At 68.0% G+C, this 21,467-nt stretch carries 16 protein-coding genes, 2 tRNA genes and 1 pseudogene; 11 read left to right on the top strand and 8 right to left on the bottom strand.

Going from position 1 to position 21,467, the window contains the following annotated elements; translation table 11 throughout:
• Nucleotides 1–146 precede the first annotated feature (146 nt).
• Nucleotides 147–476 (bottom strand): thioredoxin TrxA, encoded by a 330-nt coding sequence (gene trxA / locus WG898_RS19595; RefSeq protein ID WP_339604468.1) that lies wholly within the window; start codon nucleotides 474–476, stop codon nucleotides 147–149.
• A 166-nt stretch (nucleotides 477–642) separates the two neighbouring features.
• Between trxA and WG898_RS19590 the strand changes: the two genes are divergently transcribed.
• The 5 genes from WG898_RS19590 (at nucleotide 643) to WG898_RS19570 (ending at nucleotide 9,176) form a co-directional block, all read left to right on the top strand.
• Nucleotides 643–3,312, top strand: coding sequence for a PD-(D/E)XK nuclease family protein (locus WG898_RS19590; RefSeq protein WP_339604467.1), 2,670 nt, complete (start codon nucleotides 643–645; stop codon nucleotides 3,310–3,312).
• Between the two features lie 17 nt (nucleotides 3,313–3,329).
• The gene (locus WG898_RS19585; RefSeq protein WP_339604466.1) at nucleotides 3,330–6,674 is read left to right on the top strand and encodes a UvrD-helicase domain-containing protein; all 3,345 of its coding nucleotides are present in this window, start codon (nucleotides 3,330–3,332) and stop codon (nucleotides 6,672–6,674) included.
• Nucleotides 6,675–6,724: 50 nt separating this feature from the next.
• Nucleotides 6,725–6,801, top strand: a tRNA-Pro gene (locus WG898_RS19580).
• Between the two features lie 218 nt (nucleotides 6,802–7,019).
• A complete protein-coding gene (locus WG898_RS19575) occupies nucleotides 7,020–9,008 on the top strand; it encodes an OPT family oligopeptide transporter (protein ID WP_339604465.1) in 1,989 nt (662 codons plus the stop codon).
• Nucleotides 9,009–9,099: 91 nt separating this feature from the next.
• Nucleotides 9,100–9,176 (top strand) — tRNA-Arg (locus tag WG898_RS19570).
• A 1-nt stretch (nucleotide 9,177) separates the two neighbouring features.
• Here WG898_RS19570 and WG898_RS19565 read toward each other — a convergent pair.
• A complete protein-coding gene (locus WG898_RS19565; protein WP_339604464.1) occupies nucleotides 9,178–9,870 on the bottom strand; it encodes a glutathione binding-like protein in 693 nt (230 codons plus the stop codon).
• A gap of 60 nt (nucleotides 9,871–9,930) precedes the next feature.
• Between WG898_RS19565 and WG898_RS19560 the strand changes: the two genes are divergently transcribed.
• Nucleotides 9,931–10,686 carry a hypothetical protein gene (locus WG898_RS19560; RefSeq protein ID WP_339604463.1) on the top strand — a complete coding sequence of 252 codons (756 nt, stop codon included), beginning with the start codon at nucleotides 9,931–9,933 and terminating at the stop codon, nucleotides 10,684–10,686.
• 10 nt (nucleotides 10,687–10,696) lie between these two features.
• Here the strand turns inward: WG898_RS19560 and WG898_RS19555 are convergent, their stop codons facing one another.
• Both WG898_RS19555 and WG898_RS19550 read right to left on the bottom strand, forming a co-directional pair.
• Entirely contained in the window at nucleotides 10,697–11,770 is a 1,074-nt protein-coding gene (locus tag WG898_RS19555; RefSeq protein WP_339604462.1) for a phosphotransferase, read from the bottom strand.
• A gap of 57 nt (nucleotides 11,771–11,827) precedes the next feature.
• Entirely contained in the window at nucleotides 11,828–12,532 is a 705-nt protein-coding gene (locus tag WG898_RS19550; RefSeq protein ID WP_339604461.1) for a Crp/Fnr family transcriptional regulator, read from the bottom strand.
• A gap of 86 nt (nucleotides 12,533–12,618) precedes the next feature.
• Between WG898_RS19550 and WG898_RS19545 the strand changes: the two genes are divergently transcribed.
• Together WG898_RS19545 and WG898_RS19540 are read left to right on the top strand one after the other, a co-directional pair.
• Nucleotides 12,619–13,389 carry a class II aldolase/adducin family protein gene (locus WG898_RS19545; RefSeq protein ID WP_339604460.1) on the top strand — a complete coding sequence of 257 codons (771 nt, stop codon included), beginning with the start codon at nucleotides 12,619–12,621 and terminating at the stop codon, nucleotides 13,387–13,389.
• Between the two features lie 178 nt (nucleotides 13,390–13,567).
• Nucleotides 13,568–15,529 (top strand): type IV pilus assembly protein FimV, encoded by a 1,962-nt coding sequence (locus WG898_RS19540; protein ID WP_339604459.1) that lies wholly within the window; start codon nucleotides 13,568–13,570, stop codon nucleotides 15,527–15,529.
• Here the strand turns inward: WG898_RS19540 and WG898_RS19535 are convergent.
• From WG898_RS19535 to lptF, 4 genes are read right to left on the bottom strand one after another with little or no spacing between them, the layout of a single operon-like run.
• Complete coding sequence (locus WG898_RS19535) at nucleotides 15,517–16,461, bottom strand: CysB family HTH-type transcriptional regulator (RefSeq protein WP_339604458.1); 945 nt, start codon at nucleotides 16,459–16,461, stop codon at nucleotides 15,517–15,519. The two genes, WG898_RS19540 and WG898_RS19535, sit on opposite strands and share 13 nt — an antisense overlap.
• Nucleotides 16,458–16,856 (bottom strand): sirohydrochlorin chelatase, encoded by a 399-nt coding sequence (locus WG898_RS19530; RefSeq protein WP_339604457.1) that lies wholly within the window; start codon nucleotides 16,854–16,856, stop codon nucleotides 16,458–16,460. The genes WG898_RS19535 and WG898_RS19530 overlap by 4 nt, the downstream gene beginning before the upstream one ends.
• A gap of 5 nt (nucleotides 16,857–16,861) precedes the next feature.
• Nucleotides 16,862–18,019, bottom strand: coding sequence for an LptF/LptG family permease (locus WG898_RS19525; RefSeq protein ID WP_339604456.1), 1,158 nt, complete (start codon nucleotides 18,017–18,019; stop codon nucleotides 16,862–16,864).
• The gene (gene lptF / locus WG898_RS19520) at nucleotides 18,016–19,122 is read right to left on the bottom strand and encodes an LPS export ABC transporter permease LptF (RefSeq protein ID WP_339604455.1); all 1,107 of its coding nucleotides are present in this window, start codon (nucleotides 19,120–19,122) and stop codon (nucleotides 18,016–18,018) included. The genes WG898_RS19525 and lptF overlap by 4 nt, the downstream gene beginning before the upstream one ends.
• Nucleotides 19,123–19,150: 28 nt before the next feature.
• Here lptF and WG898_RS19515 point away from each other — a divergent pair, with 28 nt between their 5' ends.
• The 3 genes and pseudogenes from WG898_RS19515 to WG898_RS19505 form a co-directional block, all read left to right on the top strand.
• Nucleotides 19,151–20,611: a leucyl aminopeptidase gene (locus tag WG898_RS19515; RefSeq protein ID WP_339604454.1), complete on the top strand. Its 1,461-nt coding sequence runs from the start codon at nucleotides 19,151–19,153 to the stop codon at nucleotides 20,609–20,611.
• 26 nt (nucleotides 20,612–20,637) lie between these two features.
• Complete coding sequence (locus WG898_RS19510) at nucleotides 20,638–21,066, top strand: DNA polymerase III subunit chi (protein WP_339604453.1); 429 nt, start codon at nucleotides 20,638–20,640, stop codon at nucleotides 21,064–21,066.
• A gap of 248 nt (nucleotides 21,067–21,314) precedes the next feature.
• A pseudogene (locus WG898_RS19505) lies at nucleotides 21,315–21,467 on the top strand (branched-chain amino acid ABC transporter substrate-binding protein); the annotation flags it as partial.

Genomic DNA, 21,467 nt, shown 5'->3' with positions numbered 1-21,467 from the left:
TCGCGCATCAGCGCGTGGGGCACGTCAACAAAACACTAGGGAGCTTGGTGCCGAGTCCACGCGCCAAAACCTGGTGAGGCTGGGCGTGGTGGCTAGTCTGCTGCCGGGCGCTCTTCGCATGAAGCGCACCCGGCAGTTGGAGAGGATTATAGGTTAGCGTCGAGGAAGGACGTCAACTGGGCCTTGGAGAGGGCGCCGACCTTGGTGGCAGCGAGCTGGCCGCCCTTGAACAACATCAGCGTCGGGATGCCGCGGATGCCGAACTTGGCGGGTACTTCGCGGTTCTCGTCGACGTTCATCTTGGTGATCTGCAGGCGCTCGCCATATTCCTTGGACACATCGTCCAGGATGGGGGCGATCATCTTGCAGGGGCCGCACCATTCGGCCCAGTAATCCACCAGCACGGGCTTGTCGGCTTGGATCACGTCGGCTTCGAAGGACGCGTCGGAAATGTGTTTGATCAGTTCGCTGCTCATGGATGGGTCCTTGGTCGGCAGGCCGGACGGCCGCCTGGGCCTGAAGGGTTGACCTCACGCCGCCTCCTGTATGGGCTGGCAAGGTCTGAGATCAGTGCACAATGATTCTGACACAAAGCCTGCAGGCCTGCGGGCGCACAGGCCAATCCGTAGATTGAGGGATTTCATGCAGACGATGCGCTTGCCGCTGGACGCGCGCCATGCGGCAGATCAATTTTGGCTGCGTGTGGCCGAGGCGGGCGAACTGTGGCTCGCCCAACAGGGGCTGGCCAGCCGCGACGCCGTGCTGCTGCTGCCCTTTGCCCAGCATCTCGCGCCCGCCCGCCGCGCCTGGATGCGCCTGGCGAGTTGGCCGCCGCGCATCGAGACCACCACCAGCCTGGCCTCGTCGCTGGGCCCCAGCCCGCTCTCGCAAGGTCTGCAGATCAGTTTCGACGCGGCCATCGATGCCCTCAACGCGCGCCAGTTGCTGGCCGGGCAGAGCTGGGCCGAGGCCCTGCGTCAGCGCGACCAGCGCGCCTATCAGCTGGCCTTGCAGCATCTGGTGGAGGCGGCCCAGGCCTTTGCCCGCCATGCCCAGACCTTGGGGCCGGGCGGGCGCGCCGCCTTCTGGCCGCAGGCGCGCCATGCCCTGCTGAACGGTGGGTTGAACGGCGGGCCGGCCGAACTGGAGCAGGCGCTCGCCCTGGTAGCGCTGGAATGGGCCGCCAGCGACGCCCGGGTACCGGCCGCGGACGCCTTGTTCGGGCTGCGCCCCAGTGCCTGGCTGCTGCTGCGTGCCGGTGGTGCCGATGCGCTCGGCGATGCCTTGCTGCGCGCGGCCGACGCCCAGGGCGTGGCCTGCCTGCTGCTGGATGCCGATGCCAGCCTGGAGGAGCTGCAGGCTCCGCCGGCTGCGCTGCGGGAAGCCGTCTGCAAGGATCGCGAGGACTTGGCCCAGTGCACGGCCGCGGCCGTGCTGGCGCACCTCGGGCGCCGCGAGGCGCCGGTGGCCCTGATCGCGCAGGACCGCGTGCTGGTGCGTCGGGTGCGCGCCCTGCTGGAGCGCCAGGCCGTGCGCCTGGGCGATGAAACCGGCTGGACCCTGGCGACCACGCCCGAGGCCGCCCAGCTGATGGGGTTGCTGCGCGCCGCCCAGCCGCGCGCCACGGTGGACGAGTTGCTGCAATGGCTCAAGGGCGCGCTGGGCCGCAGCGTGCGCGAACGCTGCGGGGCCGCCGCCGTCGATCAGCTGGAGGCGCAATGCCGGCGCCTCGGCTGGGTGCAGGCGGGCGCCGTGCAGGCCGACAAGCTCAAGGGCGCCGCCGCTGGCCTGTGGCGCGAGGCCCAGGAGCAGTTGGCCCTGCTGCGCGCGGGCAGCGCACAGCGCAGCCTGGCGCAATGGCTGGAGCAGCTGGGCTGGCTGCTGGAGCGCCTGCAGGCCAGCGCCTGGCTCGACGAGCAGCCCGGCGGCCGCCAATTGCTGGCGGCGCTGTGGTTGCAGCGCGCACCCTGGCCGGATTCCGCACACGAGCTGGCGCTGCAGGGCACACAGCTCGGCAGCGCCGACTTCCTGGCCTGGGTCAATGAGACGCTGGAAGCGCAGCAGTTCGTGCCGCCGCTGCCGCAGGACTTGCAGGTGCTGATCACGCCGCTGTCACGCGCCATGCTGCGCCCCTTTGCCGCGGTGGTGCTGCCCGGCGCGGATGCGCAGACCCTGGGCGCGGTAGCCGCCGGGCCGGTGCTGCTGCCGGATCGGCTGCTGCGCAGTCTGGGCATGGCCGAGCAGGCGACGCGCCGCGCGCAATTGACAGCCGGTTTCGTGCAGCTGCTGCGTGCGCCTGCGCTAACTCTGCTGCGTTGCGGCTTTCTTGGCGCCGAGCCGCTCGCGGCGAGTCCCTTGCTGGAGCGCCTGGCCGCCGTGCGCGAGCGCGCCGGCCAGGGGCCGCTGCCGTGCTGGGACGACGCGCGACCAAGCCGCGCGCTGCAGGCTCAGGCGACGCAGCGTGCCCAGGCCCTGGCCGCCGGTCAGCTGCCGCGCCGCCTCAGCGCCAGCGGCCTGGATGCGTTGAGAAATTGCCCCTACCAGTTCTTCGCCCAGCAGATCCTGGGCCTGCGCGAGGAAGACGAGCTCAGCGAGGAGCTGGACAAGCGTGACTATGGCAACTGGCTGCATGCGGTGCTGCACCGCTTTCATCGTGAACGGCTGGAGCAGGATACGGGCGCCAGCGCTGACGCGCTGCTGGCAGCGGCCGAGGCCGAGCGCGCGCGCATGGGGCTCTCGGAGGCAGAGTTTCTGCCCTATCTTGCCAGCTTCCGTCGCCTGTTGCCGCGCTATCTGGACTGGCTGGCCTCGCATGAGGCCGAGGGCTGGCGCTACCAGGCCGGTGAGGAGGCGCGCGAGTGCCAGCCCTGGACTCACGCGGCGCTGCGCGCGCTGAGCCTGCAGGGGCGGCTGGACCGCCGTGACGGGCAGTCCGGCCAGCCCGGCCGGCGCCTGCTGCTGGACTACAAGACCGGTTCGGTGGAGGGGCTGAAGGCCAAGCTCAAGCGGCCGCTGGAAGACACACAGTTGGCGGTCTATGCGCTGTTGGTTGCGGACGATGACGAGGGTATGGCCGAGCCGGCGCAGCTGGCTGCTGCCTATCTGGCGCTGGACGACAGCCGTGGCCTGCAGCTGATCGAGCACCCCGAGGTGGCGCAGACGGCCGAGCTGCTGCGCCTGGGCCTGGAGGCCGACCTGGCCGAGCTGCAGGCCGGTGCGGCGCTGCCGGCCCTTGGCGAAGGCAAGGCCTGCGGTTTCTGTGCGGTGCGCGGCCTGTGCCGCAAGGACGATTGGTGGGAGGGCGCGGTCTGATGCCGGTGGAGTTGCTTATGAACGAAGGCCGGCTGGCCGCCTACACCATCGACGGCCAGCTGCGGCCGCGCGAGCGCTTTTACGAGCTTGCCTGCGACCCGCGCCGCAGCGTGGTGGTCGAGGCCTGCGCCGGCGCGGGCAAGACCTGGATGCTGGTTTCGCGCATCCTGCGCGCCTTGCTGGACGGGGTCGAGCCGCAGCAGATCGTGGCCATCACCTTCACGCGCAAGGCGGCCGGCGAAATGCGCCAGCGCCTGGCCGAGTGGCTGGCCGATTTCGCGCGCGGCAGCGAGGCGCAGCGCGTCGAGGCGCTCGTGCAGCGTGGCATGGCCGAGGCGGAGGCGCGCGCCGCCGCGCCAGCGCTGCAGGGCCTGCAGCAGCGTCTGCTGGAGGGCGGGCGGCCGGTGGAGATACGCACCTTCCATGCCTGGTTCTCGCAGCTGCTGCGCGCCGCGCCGATGGCCCTGCTGCAGCAGCTGGGCATTGCGCCCGAGCTGCAGCTGCTGGAGGACGAGAGCGAGCTGATGCCCGAGATCTGGCGCGGCTTTCATGCGCAGTTGCTCGCCGATGCCGAGCTGCTGGCGGACTACCAGGCCCTCATCGACGAATGCGGGCGCAGCACCGTGCTGCGCTGGCTGCTGGCGGGCTTCGACAAGCGCGTGGAGCTGCGTCTGGCGCAGGAGCAGGGCCTGTTGATGGAGAGTGTGGGCGGCGCGGCTGAGGTGTCGCCACGTTTCGCGGCGGCCGCGCCCTTGGAGGTGTTTGTCGGCCTGCGCGGCCAGTTGCAGGCCCTCGCGATCGAGCTCGGCCAGGGCCGCAACGAGACCATGCGCAAGGCCGCCACCGCCATCGAGCAGGCGCTCAGCGCGCAGCTGGCGCCGGCCGCGCTGTTTGAGTTGGTGCGCGGCAAGCTGCTGACCAAATCGAACACGCCCGTCAAGGCGCTGGCCAGCAGCCCGCTGGCGATGGCCCTGGCCGACGAGGTCGAGCTGGTACTGCGCGGGCTGGAGCAGGAGCATGCGCGGGCGCTGCATCAGCGCCTGGCGCGTCTGAGCCTGCAGCTGATTGCCAGCTTCGATCGCCTCAAGCAAGGCCGTGGCCTGGTGGACATGAACGACCTGGAGCGCGGCGCGCTGGCGGTGCTGGGCAATGCCGAGCTGGCGGGCTGGGTGCAGGAACGGCTGGACGCGCAACTGCGCCATCTGCTGATCGATGAGTTCCAGGACACCAGCCCCTTGCAGTGGCAGGCGCTATATGCCTGGCTGTCGGGCTATGGCGGTGCGGGCGGTGGCGGCAGCGGGCAGCGCCCGCTGTCGGTCTTCATCGTCGGCGATCCCAAGCAGAGCATTTACCGCTTCCGGCGTGCCGAACCGCGCGTGTTCGCGGCGGCTCGCGACTTTGTGCGCGACGGCCTGGGCGGCGCGGTGCTGGCCTGCGACCACACGCGCCGCAATGCGCCGGTGGTGCTGGCGGCGGTGAATGCCGCCCTGTCCGAGGCACAGCGCCTGGGCGAGTACGAGAACTTCCGCGCCCATTCCACCGAGGTCGGCGCGGCCGATGCCTTGGAGGGCTTCCTGCGCCTGGACGCCGAAGAGCAGGGCGCGGATGATGACGCGGCTAGCGCTGCGCAGGCAGCGGATGCCTGGCGTCCCAGCCTGCGCGAGGCGCGTCACGAGCCCGAGCTGCAGCGCCGTGCCGCCGAGGCCGGGCGCATTGCTGAAGCCCTGGCCGAACTGATCCATGGCCAGGGCCTCAAGCCGGGCGAGGTGTTCGTGCTGGCGCGCAAGCGCGAGCCTCTGCGCGTGCTGGCCCAGGCGCTCAAGAGTCTGGGCATCCCGCATGTGGCGCCCGAGGAGCAGAGCCTGCTTGACGCGCCCGATGTGCGCGACCTGCTGGCCCTGCTGGACGCGCTGGCCTCGCCCGCGCATGACCTCTCGCTGGCCCATGCCCTGCGCAGCCCGCTGTTCGATGTCAGCGAGGCTGGGCTGTTGCAGCTTTCGCAGGCAGCCGGCGCGGTAGAGCGCCTTAGTGCGGTCGGGCAGGATCAACCGGAACGCCGCACGTTCTGGCAGGCCTTGCTGGCCGCCGACGAAGCGGCGCTAGAGCCGGCTTTGCAACGCGCGCGCCGGCTGCTGCAGGCCTGGAGCGAGCGCGTGCAGCAATGCACGCCGCAGGAGCTGCTGGACCAGATCCTGCACGAGGGCGATCTGCTGGCCCGGGTGGCGGTGCGCGTGCCGCCCAGCGAGCGGCGCGCGCGCCTGCATGCCTTGCAGGCCCTGCTGGGCCTGGCGCTGGACCTGGACGGCGGGCGCTACATCACCGTCTACGGTTTTGTGCGGGCCTTGCGCCAGCGCGCGCTGAAGCTGCCGGCCTATAGCGAGGCCGATGCGGTGCAGCTGCTGACCGTGCATGGCGCCAAGGGCCTGGAGGCGCGTGTGGTGGTGCTGATGGACAGCGATGCCGCGGCGGCGCGGGCCGATCATGCAACCCTGTTGATTGACTGGCCGGTGCAGCAGCCCTGGCCGCGGCGCGTTGCCTTCCTCGGCTCGGAAAGCCGCCCGCCGCCGGCTCTTGCCGAGCTGATGCGCGTGGAGCAGGGGGAACGCCAGCGCGAGGAGCTGAATGCCCTGTATGTGGCGATGACACGTGCCAAGGCGCGCCTGGTGCTGAGCCGCAGCCCCTCCGCCAAGGCCGGGCCGGCAGGCAGTTGGTGGGCCCGGCTGCAGGCGCTCGCACCCGCCTGGGTGCCTGCGGCAGCGGCAGCCGCCGACCTGGGCAGCGCCGAGGTGCGCCTGTTAGAGCTGCCCCGGCTGCCGCCCGAGGCGGCCGGGTCGGCCATGCCCGAACCTGCCGAGTTGGTGGTGCGGACGGCCGAGCTGGACGAGATGGCCGCCCTGGGTGAGGCCATGCACCGGGTGCTGGAATGGGTCAGCGGACCAAATGGTCAGTGGCAGGGGCAGGGTCAGGTCTTGCCAGCGCTGCTGGGCGCGGCGGCGCAGATGTACGGCCTGGACGCCAAGCGCAGCGAGCGCCTGGCGCGCGCGGTGCACGCCATCCTGGGCGGTGCGGATTGCGCCCCCTTCTTCGATGCGGCGGCGCTGCTGTGGGCCGGCAACGAGGTGGTGGTGAGCCACGAGGGCCGCGACCTGCGGCTGGACCGCCTGGTGCAGCGCGCCGGCGGCGCGGCCGGCCGGCCGGAGTGGTGGGTGTTGGACTACAAGCTCAACGATGCGCCACAGCGCCAGCCCGAGTATCTGGAGCAGCTGCGCATCTACCGCGCCGCGGTGCAGCGGCTGCAGCCGGGCGAGCCGGTGCGCAGCGCCTTCATCACCGCCCAGGGGCGCCTGATTGAGGTGGGCTGAAACTGTTTTTCGGGCGGGGCTGAAATCCGGGCTACAATGGTCGGCTTAGTCGGGGCGTAGCGCAGCCTGGTAGCGCATCTGCTTTGGGAGCAGAGGGTCGCGAGTTCGAATCCCGCCGCCCCGACCATGTCTTGACACCCTGCCAACCCGCTGTGGACACCGTCCCCAGCGGGTTTTGCTTTTTGAAAAGGGCTGCGCCGAGCATGCGCCCCCAGGTCAACCCGGACAGCCAGCGTTGACCGCGGCTGGGACAATCCGCGCGCACCGCGACAAGCTCGGTCGCCCGCCTGGCCACAAGCCGGCGCGCGGCCTGCCCCCAGATTCAACAGATCGATCAAGCACAGCATGGCGATACAACAGCTCAGCGACGAACAGATCCACACCTGGACCCGCGCCCAGAAGGACGAGTGGTGGTTCAAGAACATCTACCGCGGCGACATGGCGCAGCTGAGCCTGCGCTCGGGTCTGACCGGCTTCCTGCTGGGCGGCGTGCTGGCCGCCACCAGCCTCTATATCGGTGCCAAGACCGGCATCGGCATCGGTGTGGGCCTGACCTCGGTGATCCTGGCCTTTGCGATGTTCCGCATGATGCATGCCGCGGGCTGGGCCTCGGACTACACGGTGTTGGAGAACAACTGCACCCAGTCTATCGCCACCGCCGCCGGCTATGTGGTCTCGCCGCTGTTCTCCAGCATGGCGGCCTATATGCTGGTGAGCGGCAAGATCATCCCCTGGTGGCAGCTGATGATCTGGATCGCGGTGATCTCGACGCTGGGCGTGCTGGTGGCCTTCCCGATGAAGCGCCGCTTCATCAACGAAGACCAGCTGCCCTTCCCCGAGGGGCGTGCCTGTGGCGTGGTGCTGGATTCGCTCTACACCGGCGAGGCCGGCGAGGGCATGTACAAGGCGCGCCTGCTCGCCAAGGTGGCGGTGCTCACCGCCGCCTACCAGGCCATCGTCAGCGACGGCTGGATGAAGCTGCTGCAGTTCAAGCTGCTGCGCATGGATCAGTGGGCCGGCATGAAGGAGCCCTGGACCTTCCACGAGCGCCTCGATCAGTACTACTACCAAGCGGCGGTGAAGGCAGAGCTGTGGATCCCCAAGATCCTCGGCACCGATTTCCGCGCGCTGGGCCTGCGCTTCACGCTGGACGCCGCCATGCTGGGCGTGGGCGGCCTGATGGGCATTGCCGTGGCCACCAGCTGCTTGCTGGGTGCCTTCATCAACTTCGTGATCCTCGCGCCCATCATGATCCAGGCCGGCGACATCGTGCAGCGCGTCGCGCCCAGCGGTGCCATCGTGCCGATCTCGCGCGCCGAGATCGTCAACCAATGGTCGATGTGGTGGGGTGTGGCGATGATGGTGACGGGCTCGCTCGTGAGCCTGGCCGCCAAGCCCGAGCTGTTCACCGCCGCCTTCAAATCGGTGACCGGCAAGAAGGCCAAGGCCGATGCCGGCACCGATCTGCTGGCGCATATCGAGGTGCCGCTGTGGGTCTCCTATATCGGCGTGCCGGTGTTTGGTGTGCTGGGTGCCTGGATCACGCATGAATTCTTTGGCGTGCCGCTGCTGCTGGCCCTGGTCTCGCTGCCGCTGATCTTTGTGCTGACGGTGATCTGCACCAACTCGATGGCGCTGACCTCGTGGACGCCCACCGGTTCGCTCTCCAAGATCACCCAGTTCACGATGGGCGCGATCGACAGCTCCAACCCGGCCAGCAATCTGCTGCCCGCGGGCATGACCTCGGAGATCGCCTCCAACGCCGCCAACCTGCTGTCCGACATCAAGCCCGGCTATATGCTGGGCGGCAAGCCGCGCCACCAGGTGGTGGGCCATCTGATCGGCATCGTTGCCGGCGTGCTGGCCTGCGTGCCGCTGTTCTTCCTGCTGTTCCTGCCGCCGGATGTGAACGGCGTGCGCTCGGTTGCCACCCTGGTGTCCGAGCAGTTCGCGATGCCCGCCGCGATCCAGTGGAAGGGCGTGGCCGAAATCATCGCCAAGGGCCTCAAGGGGCTGCCGAGCTCGGCCCTGATCGCGATGGGCTTCGCGGTCGTCAGCGCCATCATCCTGGAAGTGGCGCGCATCGCCAGCAAGGGCCGTTTCCAGATCTCCGCCGTCTCGGTGGGCCTGGGCGTGGTGCTGCCTCCCGAGTCGACCCTGGCCATGTGGCTGGGCGCGCTGCTCTTCTGGCTGCTGTCCAAGCGTTTTAAGGACGCCCGCAGCGCTGGCTACAAGCGCTGGGTGGAAGGCTGCGAGCCGATCTGCGCGGGCCTGATCTCGGGCGCGGCGCTGATGGGCATAGGCAACGCCATCGTGAACGTGCTGATCGGCTGATCGGCACCCTGGGCCTATCCGAGGCCCGTGGCACAATTCAAAGGCATCAAGAGCAAGGCCTGCGTGGGAACGCAGGCCTTGTTCGCACACACTGCCCGTAGCTCAACTGGATAGAGCAGCTGCCTTCTAAGCAGCAGGTCGGGGGTTCGAGTCCCTCCGGGCAGGCCAGTCAATGATGCTTGTACTGCGTGTCGCCGAATAGCATTTCGCGCGCCCTGTCGTCAAGCAAGGGCTTGCGCTGCTGGGCCAGCACCTCGACGCCGCGCTGCACCGCTGGGCGCGAGGCGATCTCGTCGAACCAGCCCTTGAGGTGGGGATAGTCCTTCAACTCCACGCCCTGGTTCTTCCACGAGCGCAGCCAGGGGAAGATGGCGATGTCGGCGATGCTGTAGGCCTTGCCGCCGATGTAGCGGCTGGAGGCCAGACGCTTGTTGATGATGCCGTACAGGCGCTTGGCCTCGTTGCTGTAGCGCTCGATCGCGTAGGCTATCTTCTCGGGCGCATAGATGCGGAAGTGGTGGGCCTGGCCCAGCATGGGCCCCACGCTGCCCATCTGGAACATCAGCCACTGCAGCACCTCGTACTTGCCGCGCGTGTCGGCGGGCAGCAGCCGGCCGGTCTTGCCGGCCAGGTAGAGCAGGATGGCACCGGACTCGAACAGCGAGATGGGCGCGCCGTCGGGACCCTGTGGGTCGACGATGGCGGGGATCTTGTTGTTGGGGCTGATGGCCAGAAATGAGGCATCGAACTGTGCCCCCGTGCCAATGTCCACGGGGATCACCCGATAGGGCAGCGCGCATTCTTCCAACATGATGTGAACCTTGTGGCCGTTGGGCGTGGCCCATGAATACACTTCGATCATTCGGTCGCTCCATCCTGCACTGGTGATGGTTCTCACGCTGTCATCGCATTGTCACGTCTCATGGTAATTAAGCAAGTCAAGCAATGGTTTGTGGCACGTGCCAACGCGGCGCGCTGGAAGCCCATCGCCGAATGGGCCGAGGGCCGCGGCGGCACGCTGCGCCATTCGCGCGACGGCGAGGGTTTTGTGCTGGAGTTCCCGCGCGCCTTACCCGGGCCCTTGCGCATCGAGTGGGGCCCATCGCAGCGCGGCTATCTGCCGGGCCATGAACTGCGCATGCGCTGCGAGCTACGCCTGAGCAGCGATCTGCAGATGATGGTGCTGTGCCGCCAGCTGATGGAGACGCTGGAGAAGACCGTCTTCGAGGCCTATACCGACACGCTCAAGACTCGTGTCGATACCGACACGCCAGAGGAGATGCGCTGGCTGGTGATGTTCCCGAAGTTCAATGGCTTCACGTCCAAGCTGGTGCGCCAGCGCTTCGGCGCCCTGGGGGTGACGCGCGAACTGCCGGCCGCCTGGTTGGAGGGCGAGCTGAACGAGGCGCTGGCCCAGGCCAGCCAGGACCTGCTGCCAGACGAGCGGCCCTTTGTGATGATGAGTCTGCGCGGCAATCTCTATCTGCGCACCACCATGGCCGAGGCCTCGCTGCCGCAGATCCAGTCGCTGGTGAAGCTGCTTGAGGTGGCCTGCCATGCGGCCCAGCGTGTCAACCTGCGCGTGAGCGAGTCCGGGCCCTGGCCCACCACCACCTCGGTGGCCTGGCAGAGCCAGACGCCCGAGGATGAGCCGCCGCTGGCGCGGCCGGCGCACTGAAGGTCCGCACTCAAGCGCGCTGCGCGAACTGCCAACCGAGCTCGGCCAGCGGCCGCGCGCCAGCGCCGGCCTCGCGCGCCTGGGCGCTGGAGGCGGTGCCGTCTTCGGCGCGCTTGGCAATGCCCTGCAGGATGGCGGCGATACGGAACAGGTTGTAGGCCAGGTAGAAGTTCCAGTCCTTCGTCACCAGCGCCGGGTCGACGCGGCCGGTGCGCTCGCAGTAGCGGCGCACATAGCTCTGCTCGTCGGGGATGCCCAGCGCAGCGATGTCCACGCCGCCCAGGCCGCGTGCCGTGCCCGAGGTGCGGATGTGCCAGGACATGCAGTGGTAGCTGAAGTCGGCCAGCGGGTGGCCCAGGGTGGAGAGCTCCCAGTCGAGCACCGCCAGCACGCGCGGCTCGGTCGGGTGGAACACCAGGTTGTCGAGGCGGAAGTCGCCATGCACGATGGACACCTCGCGCTCGTCGCGCGCCGACGCGGGGATATGCGCCGGCAGCCATTCGATCAGGCGGTCCATGGCCTCGATCGGCTGGGTGATGGAGGCCTGGTACTGCTTGCTCCAGCGCCCGATCTGACGCTCGAAGTAGTTGCCCGGCTTGCCGTAGCCGGCCAGGCCCACCGCCTGCACATCGACCTTGTGCAGCGCGGCGATGACGCGGTTCATCTCCTCGTAATGCGCGGCGCGTTCGGCATTCGTCATGCCGGGCAGGGACTGGTCCCACAGCACCCGGCCCTGCACGAACTCCATGATGTAGAAGGCGCGGCCGATCACGCTCTCGTCCTCGCACAAGGCCAGCATGCGCGGCACCGGCACGTCGGTGTCCTGCAACGCGCGCATCACCATGTATTCGCGCTCGATCGCGTGGGCCGAGGGCAGCAGCTTGGCCGCCGGCGCCGGCTTGGCGCGCATCACATAGGTCTGGCCCGGCGTGACGAGTTTGTAGGTGGGATTGGACTGGCCGCCCTTGAACTGCTCGACGCTGAGCGGGCCGGCAAAGCCTGGCACCTGGCTGCCAAGCCATGCGGCCAGGGCCTCGTTGTCGATCGCATGTGAGGGGGCACGAGTGCCGGTGAACGCTTCCATGGGTCTCCTGATTGCAGTGAATTCAGTGCGGCGACCCGGGCGGCGTGACCGGGTTCGCTACTTGGCGGCGATCGCCATCAATTTCTCCTTGCTCAGCACCACCAGGCGAGTTGGCTCGACGCGGACCGCGCCGTCGCGCTCGAAGCCCTTGAGTTCCTGGTTGACGCGCTGGCGCGAGGCGCCCAGCATCTGCGCCAGGTCTTCCTGCGCGAGCTGCAGGCCGATGCGGATTTCCTCGCCCTGCGGCACGCCGTAGCTGCGCGCCAAGAGCAGGATCTGCTTGGCCAGGCGCGAGGCCAGCGGCCTTGTATTGAGGTCTTCCACCACGTCGAACATCAGGCGCAGGCGCCGGCAGTTCAGGCGCAGCAAGGCCTCGTAGAGTTCGGAGTGGCGTGCCAGCAGGTCTCGGAAGTCGGGCTTGCGCACCACCAGCAGGGTGGTGTCGCCATGCGCGGTGGCGTCGTGGGTGCGCGGCAGGCCGTCGAACAGCGAGATGTCGCCGAACCAGGTGCCGGGTTCCACATAGGTGAGGGTGATCTGCTTGCCCGAGAGCGAGACCGAGCTGATGCGCACCGCGCCCTTGGCCACGCCCACCCATTCCTCGGCCGGCTCGCCACGGCAGGAGAGCAGTGCGTCGTCGTTGAGGCGTCGGACCGTGGCACGGGAGAGGATGTCGCTGCGCAAGGGCAGTGAGAGTTTTGAGAACCACGACCCCGACTCGATGTTGCTGCGTTCGGGAATTGTAAGAACCGGGCTATTCATGCTTAGTCGCTGACGTGACAGCTCCACATGGCTGTCCTTGCCTATTGTGTATGACTTACCCAAACCCACTGAAGCAGGAGACCAAGATGCCCGCAGATGCCCAGCAACTCGAGGGTCAGCAGCGTTTCGGCGCGGCCGAATGGGGCTTGCGGGTGGACCTGGCGGCGGCCTACCGTCTGGTGGCGCTGTTCGGCTGGGACGACCTCGTCTTCACCCACATCAGCGCGCGCCTGCCCGGCCAGCACGATCAGTTCCTCATCAACCCCTACGGCATGATGTTCGAGGAAATCAGCGCCTCCAGCCTGGTGAAGGTCGACATGCAGGGCAACAAGCTGGACGACAGTCCCTATCCGGTGAACCCGGCCGGCTTCATCATCCACAGCGCCGTGCACGCGGCGCGCGCCGATGCCGGTTGCGTGTTGCACACGCACACGCTCAACGGTGTGGCAGTGTCGGCGCAAAAGGCGGGTGTGCTGCCGCTCTCGCAACAGTCGATCTTCGTGCTCTCCAGCCTGGGCTATCACGACTACGAGGGCGTGGCGCTGCGCGAGGACGAGAAGCCACGCCTGGTGGTCGATCTGGGCGCCAAGAACTACCTGATGCTGCGCAATCATGGCCTGCTGACCCTGGGCCCCAGCGTGGCCGATGCCTTTCTGGCGATGTATCTGTTCGAGAGCGTGTGCGCGATCCAACTGCGCGCGCAAAGCGGCGGTGGCGAGCTGGTGAAGGTGCATCCCGACATCATCGGTGGCGCCCAGCAGCAGGTAGCGCAAGTGACCAAGGGCCTGGGCGGAGCGCTGGCCTGGCCGGGCCTGCTGCGCCGGCTGGACCGCCGCCTGCCTGGCTACGCCAGCTGAGGTTTCAACAGCCCGACTGTGGGCGTAGCGAAACAGCGCGCGGCCCGCTGCGCGTTCCAGCGGCCCTGCGGCGGGGCCTCATGCTAGAGTGCCCCGCAGAACAACACAGACCCCGGGAATGGACCGAGCCAAACCAGCACCGCAGGCCGGCGCTGCGTCCGCCAGACTGAGTGCCCTCTTGCTTGCACTGCTTGCCGGCGGATCGACCAATGCCCATGCGGTGGGGGTGGGGCGCCCGCTGACGCTGTCGGCCCTGGGTCAACCGCTGAGCCTGACCTTTCCCTTGCAACTGGCGCGCGGCGAAACGCTGACACGCGATTGCGTGCGTGCCGAGGTGCTGGCTGGCGATGCCCGCGTGCCGGCCAATCTGGTGCAGTTCCAACTCGAAGGCGAGGACGAAGGCTCGGTGCATGCGGTGCGCTTGCAGACGGTGGTGCAGATCGACGAGCCGTTGGTGTCCGTGAACCTCGCGCTGGGCTGCCCGGTGCGTTTCACGCGCCAGTACACCGCCTTCATCGATCCGCCCGGCAGTGCTGCGACCAGCTTGCCTGATGCAGGCGGCACACGCATGCCCAGTGCCGAGTTGCGCGAGTATTCGCCAGCCCTGCAGGCGGCGCTGAATACATCCAATGCCAAGCCGGCAAGCCTGCTGGCGCCGCAGGAGCTGGCCGCCGCATGGGCGCCCGATCAGGCAGCAAGCGCGGTGGCTGCGCCGTCGAAGCCTCGCGCCAGGCGTGGCTCGACTGCGGGCAGCATGGTGATCGATTCACAGGCCGCCAAGTCCGCCACACCGGTCAAGCCCAGGCGCAGCAGCGCGGCTGCTCGCCAGGCCGTGGCGGCTGCGATGGTGGCCGCGAAAGCCCCGAAAGCCAGCGGAGGAAGGTTGAGTCTCGAGGCGCCCGAGGCCTTGGTTGAATCGAGCTCCTTGCTGGCGGCCAACGCCGCCAGCGCCGCCAGTGCAGCCGCCGAGGCGAGCGAACGCATGGTCAAGCTGGAGCAGAGTTTTGCCAAGCTACAGGCCGAGCAAGGCCAGACGCAGGATCGACTGGTGGCGATGCGCGCCCAATTGGAGCAGGCCCAGCGCGCACAGTACAGCAACCCGCTCAGTGTGGCGTTGTTGACCCTATGCCTGGCCCTGGCTGGCGCCAGCGTCTACTTGGGCCTGGCCTTGCGGCGCGAGCGGCGCCAGCGCGACGAAGCTTGGTGGTCAGGCTCGAAAGCCGATGCGAGCGCGGCGGTGGCCGCGCCAGTGGCCCAAGCCATGCCGGCAAGCCAGCCTGCCGCGCTGGCGTCATTCTCCCAGGCGCCGGACTCGACCATGCCCGGCGCGCTCTCTACGCAGCCCGACGAACGCACCATGGCCTTGCCCGGCCTGCTGGATCGGGGTGGCCACGGTGTCGCCGGCGAGCAGGAACCGCTCAGTGTGCAACTGATCAGCCAGGGCCTGGTCACGCAACCGGCTGCCTTGCATGCGTCCGGCGCAGCGCAGGCGTTCGATACGCAACAGCGCATGGTAGCGGTGGAGGAGTTGATCGACCTGGAACAGCAGGTGGACTTCTTCCTCGTGCTGGGCCAGGAGGATGCTGCCGTCGAACTGCTCACTGAGCGTCTTGATCAGGCGGAGGGCAACGGTCTGCCCTATCTGAAGCTGCTGGAGATTCACCAGCGCCGCGGCGACCATGCCGCCTTTGATGCCGTGGCCGAGCGCTTTGCGGAGCGCTTCGGCGCGCGGGCGCCGGCGTGGAGCGAGGACCTGAACGAGGGTCGAGGCCTGGAAGCCTATCCCGAGGTGCTGCAGCGCCTGCAAGCCAATTGGCACGATGCCGGTGTGAGCATGGCCGCCGTGCAGGCGCTGCTCGCGCGCGACACGCTTGGCGAGGCCGGCCTGGACCTGCCGGCCTACCGCGATCTGCTGATGTTGTACGCGGTGGCGCGCGACATCTCCGAGCACGAGGTGCGCGGCGATGACATCGATGTGTTCCTGCCGCTGGACGGATCGGGCGGTGCCGCCGCGGCCGGCGCGGGCATGATGGCCACCATGGTCTGGCAGGGCACACCGCAGGCCAGTGCGGCCATCGATGTGGATATCTCGCTGGACGAGCCGGCCGCGCCGCCGGCGCGCAATGCTCAGAGTTCGTAGTCGCTGGCCTGGCCGTTCAGGGCGCGTTGCAGCAGGTGCTTGTTGAGGCGCTCGGACAGCAGTTCTGCAAAGGCATAGACATAATTGCGCAGATAGGCGCCGCGCTTGAAGGCGATGCGGGCCACGTTCTGGCCGAACAGATGGCCCAGCGGCTTCGCCACCAGCTCGCCGCCTGGCGGATCGTCGCGCACCGCCATCTCGGCCACGATGCCCGCGCCCATGCCCAGGCGCACATAGGTCTTGATGACGTCGGAGTCGATCGCCTCCAGCACGATATTGGGTTGCAGGTGGCGCGCGGCAAAGGCGCGGTCGATGCGGGTGCGGCCGGTGAAACTGGGGTGGTAGCTCACCAGGGGCTCGGCCGCCAGTTGCTCCAGCGTGGGGCGCTCGACCAGCGCCAAGGGATGGCCAGCGGGCACCACCAGCACATGCTGCCATTCGTAGCAGGGCAGGGAGATCAGTTCCTCGAACTCGCTGAGCGATTCGGTGGCGAGGCCGACATCGGCGGTCTCGTCGACCAGCATGCGCGCGACCTGCTCGGGGTTGCCCTGGTGCAGGCTCACATTGACCTGCGGGTACAGGCGCCGCAGCTGCGCCACCGGCCCGGGCAGCACATAGCGCGCCTGGGTGTGGGTGGTGGCGATGGAGAGCGTGCCGGCATCCTGCTTGGAATACTCCTCGCCGATGCGCTTGAGGTTGCCGACCTCGCGCATGATGACCTCGATGGCCTTGAGCACCTGCTGGCCGGGTTCGGTGATGCTGCGCAGGCGCTTGCCATGGCGCGAGAAGATGTCGACGCCGAGCTCCTCTTCCAGCTCCAGGATGGCCTTGGAGACGCCAGGCTGGGAGGTGAACAAGGCCTTGGCGGTCTCGGTGAGGTTGAGGTTGCGGCGCGCCGCTTCCTGGACAAAACGGAATTGATGCAGGTTCATGGCGCGTGGCCCTCGTTCGCCGAGCCGGCGTTCAGCAGCCCCAGGCTGAGATCGGCCATCGCCTGCATCAGCGCCTCCTGCTCGCCGATGGCGGGATGCAGCAGCCATTGCACGCGCTCGCCCCAGGCGGCGCGCAATTTGTCCACCAGCGGCGGCACGTCGCGCCGCACATGGCCGCTGGCGCCGAGGAAGAGCGGCACGATGTGCACGCGCGTGCAGCCGGCCTCGGCCAGCCGCAGCGCGGCGCTTTCGATATCCGGCTGCATCAGCTCCAGAAAGGCCAGCTGCAGCGGCAGCGCTGGGCGCGCCAGGCGGATGCGGCGCGCCACTTCCTCAAAGGGGCGGGCCCAGGCGGGGTCGCGGGCGCCATGGGCAAACAGGAGCAGGCCATCCATCGTCGTCACCGGTACCGCACCAGCCAGCCGAAGGCGGCCAGCGAGATGCCCATGTAGAACAGACTGGGCGCCGCGGCCACCGCCCAGGGCGTCCAGTTCTTCAGCAGGCCCAGATGGCCCGCCAGGTTGTTGATCAGCACGAAGCTGATGCCCAGCATGATGCCGCCAAACACCTTCAGGCTGATGCCCCCAGCGCGGCCGTGCAGATAGGCAAAGGGCAGGGCCAGGGCCACCATCACCATGCAGGCGATCGGGTAGAAGGCCTTGCGCCAGAACTGGATGTTGTGCGCCTGGGCCGACTGCTCCTGGGCCGAGAGATGCTCGGTGTAGCGGTACAGCTCCAGCGTCGACATATTGGCCGCGGGTAGCACCGCGGCCGTCACCACACCCAGCGTGAGGCTGCTGTGCCAGGGCAACTGCGCCAGCTTGTATTCGCGCAGGTCGGTCGGCGATGGCGTGGGCCCAGCTCCTGCCAACACACCAGGTGCCAGGCTCAGCAGCGGGCCAGCCACCTGGCGCCATTGGGTGGCACTCACGCCCTCGAGCGTCCAGACGCCGAGGCTCGAGACGGTGGCTCGCTCGGCCGACAGGCGTGTCACCAGGCCGCCATGGGCATCGAACTCGAAGATGCGTATCTGCTCCAGCAAGCCGCCGGCACGGGCGCGCTGCACATGCACCGAATAGCTCCACTCACCGTCCGCCGTGCCGAGCTTGTCCTTCAGCCAGGCGCCGCTCTCGCTCACCGCCGCGCCGGCATTGCGTGCGCGCGCCACCATGGCCTCGCGCCCGGTCAGTGGGGCGATGTAGTCGCCGATCACGAAGGTAAGGGCCGCGAACATCAGCGCCAGGCTGGCGAGCAGGCCCAAGGCGCGCCCGGGCCCGAGGCCGGCGGTACGCAGAATGGTGAACTCGCTCGACTGCGCCAGGCGTGCCAGGCTGTAGATGGTGCCGATCAGGATGGCGAAGGGCGCCAGCTCGTAGATATTGCCTGGCACCTTGAGCAGCGACAGCCAGGCCGCCTGCGCCGCGCCGGCGCCGACCCGGTTCATGCGGTCCAGGTCGTCGACGAAGTCGACAAAGAAGAACAGCGACAGAAAGCCCAGCATCACGAAGGACACGGCGCCGAACACATCGCGGTAGAGCAGGCGGCGTACCGTCCTCATGCGCCGCCCTCGGCCAGACGGGGCTTGCGCCTGGGCAGGCACAGGCGGTTGCCCTGGTCGCGCCACCACAGCAGACCCAGGGCCAGCGCGAAGCCGCTGCCGTGCACCGCCAGCAGCGCGCCGGCCATGCTCATGCGGCCGCTGGCGACCCAGGACTGCGAGAGGTTGATGAGGTTGAAATAGACCACGAAGCCGAGCAGGGCAAACAGCAGGTTCCAGTTGCTGGCGCGGCGCGGATTGCTGGCCGAGATGCCGATGCCCAGCAGCATCAGGTTGACGCAGCCCAGCGCCATGCCGAAGCGCCAGGTCAGTTCGCCCTGGTTGCGCGGGATCGGTCTGTCCAGCAACTCGAGGGTGCCGATCGCCTTGGGCGGGCGTTGGTCGGTGGCGCGCATGGCCTGGTTGTCCACAAGCAATTTGTATTCCTCGAAACGCGCCAGGGCCTTGGCGCCCGATTGGGGGTCCTGTTCATTGCGCTGGCCCTGCTCGAGCACCAGAAAGCGCTGCTCCTGGTTCGCCTCGATATGGCCCTTCAGCGAGGTGGTGACCGATTCGCTGCGCTCGGAATTCATCAGGATGAAGACATTGCGCGCGGTCTTGTCGTCGGCGCTGTCGCGCTCGATGAAGAACACGCGCGAGCCATCGGCCGAACTCTGGAACTGGCCGGGCGCGACCCGTGACAGATCACTGCGCTGCTCGTACAGTTCGCGCAACTGGCTGCTGTTCTGGTTGCCCCAGGGCCAGATGATCATCATCAGCACAGCCACCGCCAGCACCACCGGCCAGGCGGTGCGCAGCACCGGCTTGACGAAGCGGCCCAGCCCGACGCCGCTGGCAAACCAGATCGTCATCTCGGATTCGCGGTACATGCGGCCCAGCGTGGCGACGATGGCGATGAACAGCGACAGGCTCAGCATCGTGGGCAGATGCGCCAGCGACATATAGCCCAGCAGGTAGAGCACATGCTGGGGGGCGACATTGCCGCCCGCCGCCAGGCCCAGGGTCTTGATCAGCATCATCGTCAGCACGATGGTGAGGATGACGACGAGGGTGACGCCGAAGCTTCTGGCCAACTCCTTGCGTACGGTGGAATCGAATAACATCCGGGCACTTTATCTATTTCTCGACATTATGGACTTCCGTACTCAGACTGCGTCCCTGGATGCATTGGCCAATGTGTCAGCGGATGCGCTGGTGGTGATCGTGGCGGGCGAGGCCGTGCCGGCTGGTTTGGACGCAGCCCTGAGCGCCCTGCTCAAGGATGCGGTCAAGCTGGGGGATTTTGAATTCAAGGCCGGCAAGGCCCTGACCTTGCTGCGCCCGGCCGGCGTGAAGGCCGCGCGCGTGGTGTTCGCGGCCGCCGGCAAGGCCTCGGTCAAGGCAGCACGCGCCGCGGTGCAGAACGCGGTGGGCCAGCTCAAGGGCCGTGGCGCCGCGCATGCGGCGATCGCCTTCGCTGGTTTCGACGCTGTGAGCGACGCGCTGGTAGAGCAGACCGTGCTGGCCGTGCGCGATGCCGTCTACGTCTACCGCCACACCAAGCCGAGCGCGCCCAAGGCCGGCGCCTTCAACAAGGTGAGCCTGCTGGCTGGCAAGGACGATGCCAAGGCCGTGAAGACGGGCCTGGCGCGTGGTCTGGCGATTGCCGAGGGCATTGAGCTGGCACGCGAGGCCGCGAATCGTCCGGGCAACTACTGCACGCCCAGCTATCTGGCCGACGAGGTCAAGGCCCTGGGTCGCACGCATGGGCTGAAGGTCGAGGTGCTGGATCACAAGGCCTGCGAGAAGCTGGGCATGGGCTCCTTCCTGTCGGTGGCCAAGGGCTCGGACGAGCCGCTGCGCTTCATCGTGGCGCGCTACGAGGGCGCGGCCAAGACGCAGGCGCCGGTGGTGCTGGTGGGCAAGGGCATCACCTTCGACTCGGGCGGCATCTCGCTCAAGCCGGGCGCCGAGATGGATGAGATGAAGTTCGACATGGGCGGTGCGGCCAGCGTGCTGGGCACGCTGCGCGCCGTGGCCGAACTCAAGCCCAAGATCAATCTGGTGGCCATCATCGCGGCCTGCGAGAACATGCCCAGCGGGCGCGCGCTCAAGCCGGGCGATGTGGTGACCTCGATGTCGGGCCAGACCATCGAAATCCTCAACACCGATGCCGAGGGCCGCCTGATCCTGTGCGACGCGCTGACCTATGCCGAGCGCTTCAAGCCGGCGGTGGTGGTGGACGTGGCCACGCTGACGGGCGCCTGCGTGATCGCGCTGGGCGGCGTGCGCAGCGGCATGTACGCGAGTGACGACGAGTTGGCTGCCGCGCTGCTGGCGGCGGGCGAAGCCGCGCAAGACCTGTGCTGGCGCATGCCGCTGGACGAGGAATACGACGAAGGCCTGAAGAGCAACTTTGCCGACGTGGCCAATGTGGGTTCGCGCGCGGGCGGTTCGATCACCGCGGCCATGTTCCTCAAGCGCTTCGCCAGCAAGTACCGCTGGGGCCATCTCGACATCGCCGGCACGGCCTGGAAGGGCGGCGCCGCCAAGGGCGGCACCGGCCGCCCGGTGGGCCTGTTGACGCACTTCGTGCTGTCGCAGGTTCGTTGAGCGAGCATGGTGGCAGGAGTCGGCGCATGGCGGAGGTGAGCTTCTACACCAATGTGGCCGACCGCCTGCCCTATGTGTGCCGCTTGCTGCGCAAGGCGCAGCTGAGCGGCGCACACGTCGGGGTGCTGGGGCCGGCGGCCATGCTGGAGCGGCTGGATGCCGCGCTCTGGACCTTTGAGCCGACCGAGTTCGTCCCGCATGTGCGCGTGGCGGACGCGCCGCTCGCGGCCCCGATGCTGCACACTCCCGTGGTGCTGGCTGAGCGCGTGGAGTTGATCCCGCATCGCCATATGCTGCTCAACCTCGGCGTGGATCTGCCACCGTCGTTCGATGCCTTCGAGCGCGTGCTGGAGGTCGTGTCGCGCGACGAGCAGCAGGTACAGGCGGGTCGCATGCGCTTCAAGCGCTACCGCGAGCTGGGCTGCCAAGTCGCACATCACGTCGTCAGCGACTGATTCTGCCGCCGGGGTCAGGTCTTGCCCCTCGCGCGCAGCGGGCAAATCCGGTACACGCCTGCCGCATATCGATGCAGCGCTTGCGAAACTACCCGGGTAAGTACGGGTAAACGACAGCCGCAACGCATCAGACTGCAGATGGTTTTCCAGAGTTTCCCCCTGGAGTAAGGGGTGGAATTGGGGTATGTTTGCGCTCGTTGAGAATTCAACGTCAATAAGCTCTCCTTCTTCCAACTCGGAGGTAATACATGCAAGTCAAGTTGAATGTGATCGTGGGTGCTGTGGCTGCCGTGCTGTGCGGTACGGCGATGGCGCAAGACCTGGTCGTGAAGATCGGCCACGTCGGCCCCACCAGCGGCGCGATTGCCCACCTGGGCAAGGACAATGAGTTGGGCGCCCGC

It is taken from the genome of Paucibacter soli (assembly GCF_037482845.1).
Taxonomy (GTDB): Bacteria; Pseudomonadota; Gammaproteobacteria; order Burkholderiales; family Burkholderiaceae_C; genus Paucibacter_B; species Paucibacter_B soli.
Note: the sequence above shows the minus strand (reverse complement) of the source record. Positions and strands in the feature narration are given on the sequence as shown.

What these genes read in the sequence shown, in the direction of transcription:
- trxA (WP_339604468.1), bottom strand. Translation starts at nt 476, where the DNA reads ATGAGCAGCGAACTGATCAAACACATTTCCGACGCGTCCTTCGAAGCC.
- WG898_RS19590 (WP_339604467.1), top strand. Translation starts at nt 643, where the DNA reads ATGCAGACGATGCGCTTGCCGCTGGACGCGCGCCATGCGGCAGATCAA.
- WG898_RS19585 (WP_339604466.1), top strand. Translation starts at nt 3,330, where the DNA reads ATGAACGAAGGCCGGCTGGCCGCCTACACCATCGACGGCCAGCTGCGG.
- WG898_RS19575 (WP_339604465.1), top strand. Translation starts at nt 7,020, where the DNA reads ATGGCGATACAACAGCTCAGCGACGAACAGATCCACACCTGGACCCGC.
- WG898_RS19565 (WP_339604464.1), bottom strand. Translation starts at nt 9,870, where the DNA reads ATGATCGAAGTGTATTCATGGGCCACGCCCAACGGCCACAAGGTTCAC.
- WG898_RS19560 (WP_339604463.1), top strand. Translation starts at nt 9,931, where the DNA reads ATGGTAATTAAGCAAGTCAAGCAATGGTTTGTGGCACGTGCCAACGCG.
- WG898_RS19555 (WP_339604462.1), bottom strand. Translation starts at nt 11,770, where the DNA reads ATGGAAGCGTTCACCGGCACTCGTGCCCCCTCACATGCGATCGACAAC.
- WG898_RS19550 (WP_339604461.1), bottom strand. Translation starts at nt 12,532, where the DNA reads ATGAATAGCCCGGTTCTTACAATTCCCGAACGCAGCAACATCGAGTCG.
- WG898_RS19545 (WP_339604460.1), top strand. Translation starts at nt 12,619, where the DNA reads ATGCCCGCAGATGCCCAGCAACTCGAGGGTCAGCAGCGTTTCGGCGCG.
- WG898_RS19535 (WP_339604458.1), bottom strand. Translation starts at nt 16,461, where the DNA reads ATGAACCTGCATCAATTCCGTTTTGTCCAGGAAGCGGCGCGCCGCAAC.
- WG898_RS19530 (WP_339604457.1), bottom strand. Translation starts at nt 16,856, where the DNA reads ATGGATGGCCTGCTCCTGTTTGCCCATGGCGCCCGCGACCCCGCCTGG.
- WG898_RS19525 (WP_339604456.1), bottom strand. Translation starts at nt 18,019, where the DNA reads ATGAGGACGGTACGCCGCCTGCTCTACCGCGATGTGTTCGGCGCCGTG.
- lptF (WP_339604455.1), bottom strand. Translation starts at nt 19,122, where the DNA reads ATGTTATTCGATTCCACCGTACGCAAGGAGTTGGCCAGAAGCTTCGGC.
- WG898_RS19515 (WP_339604454.1), top strand. Translation starts at nt 19,151, where the DNA reads ATGGACTTCCGTACTCAGACTGCGTCCCTGGATGCATTGGCCAATGTG.
- WG898_RS19510 (WP_339604453.1), top strand. Translation starts at nt 20,638, where the DNA reads ATGGCGGAGGTGAGCTTCTACACCAATGTGGCCGACCGCCTGCCCTAT.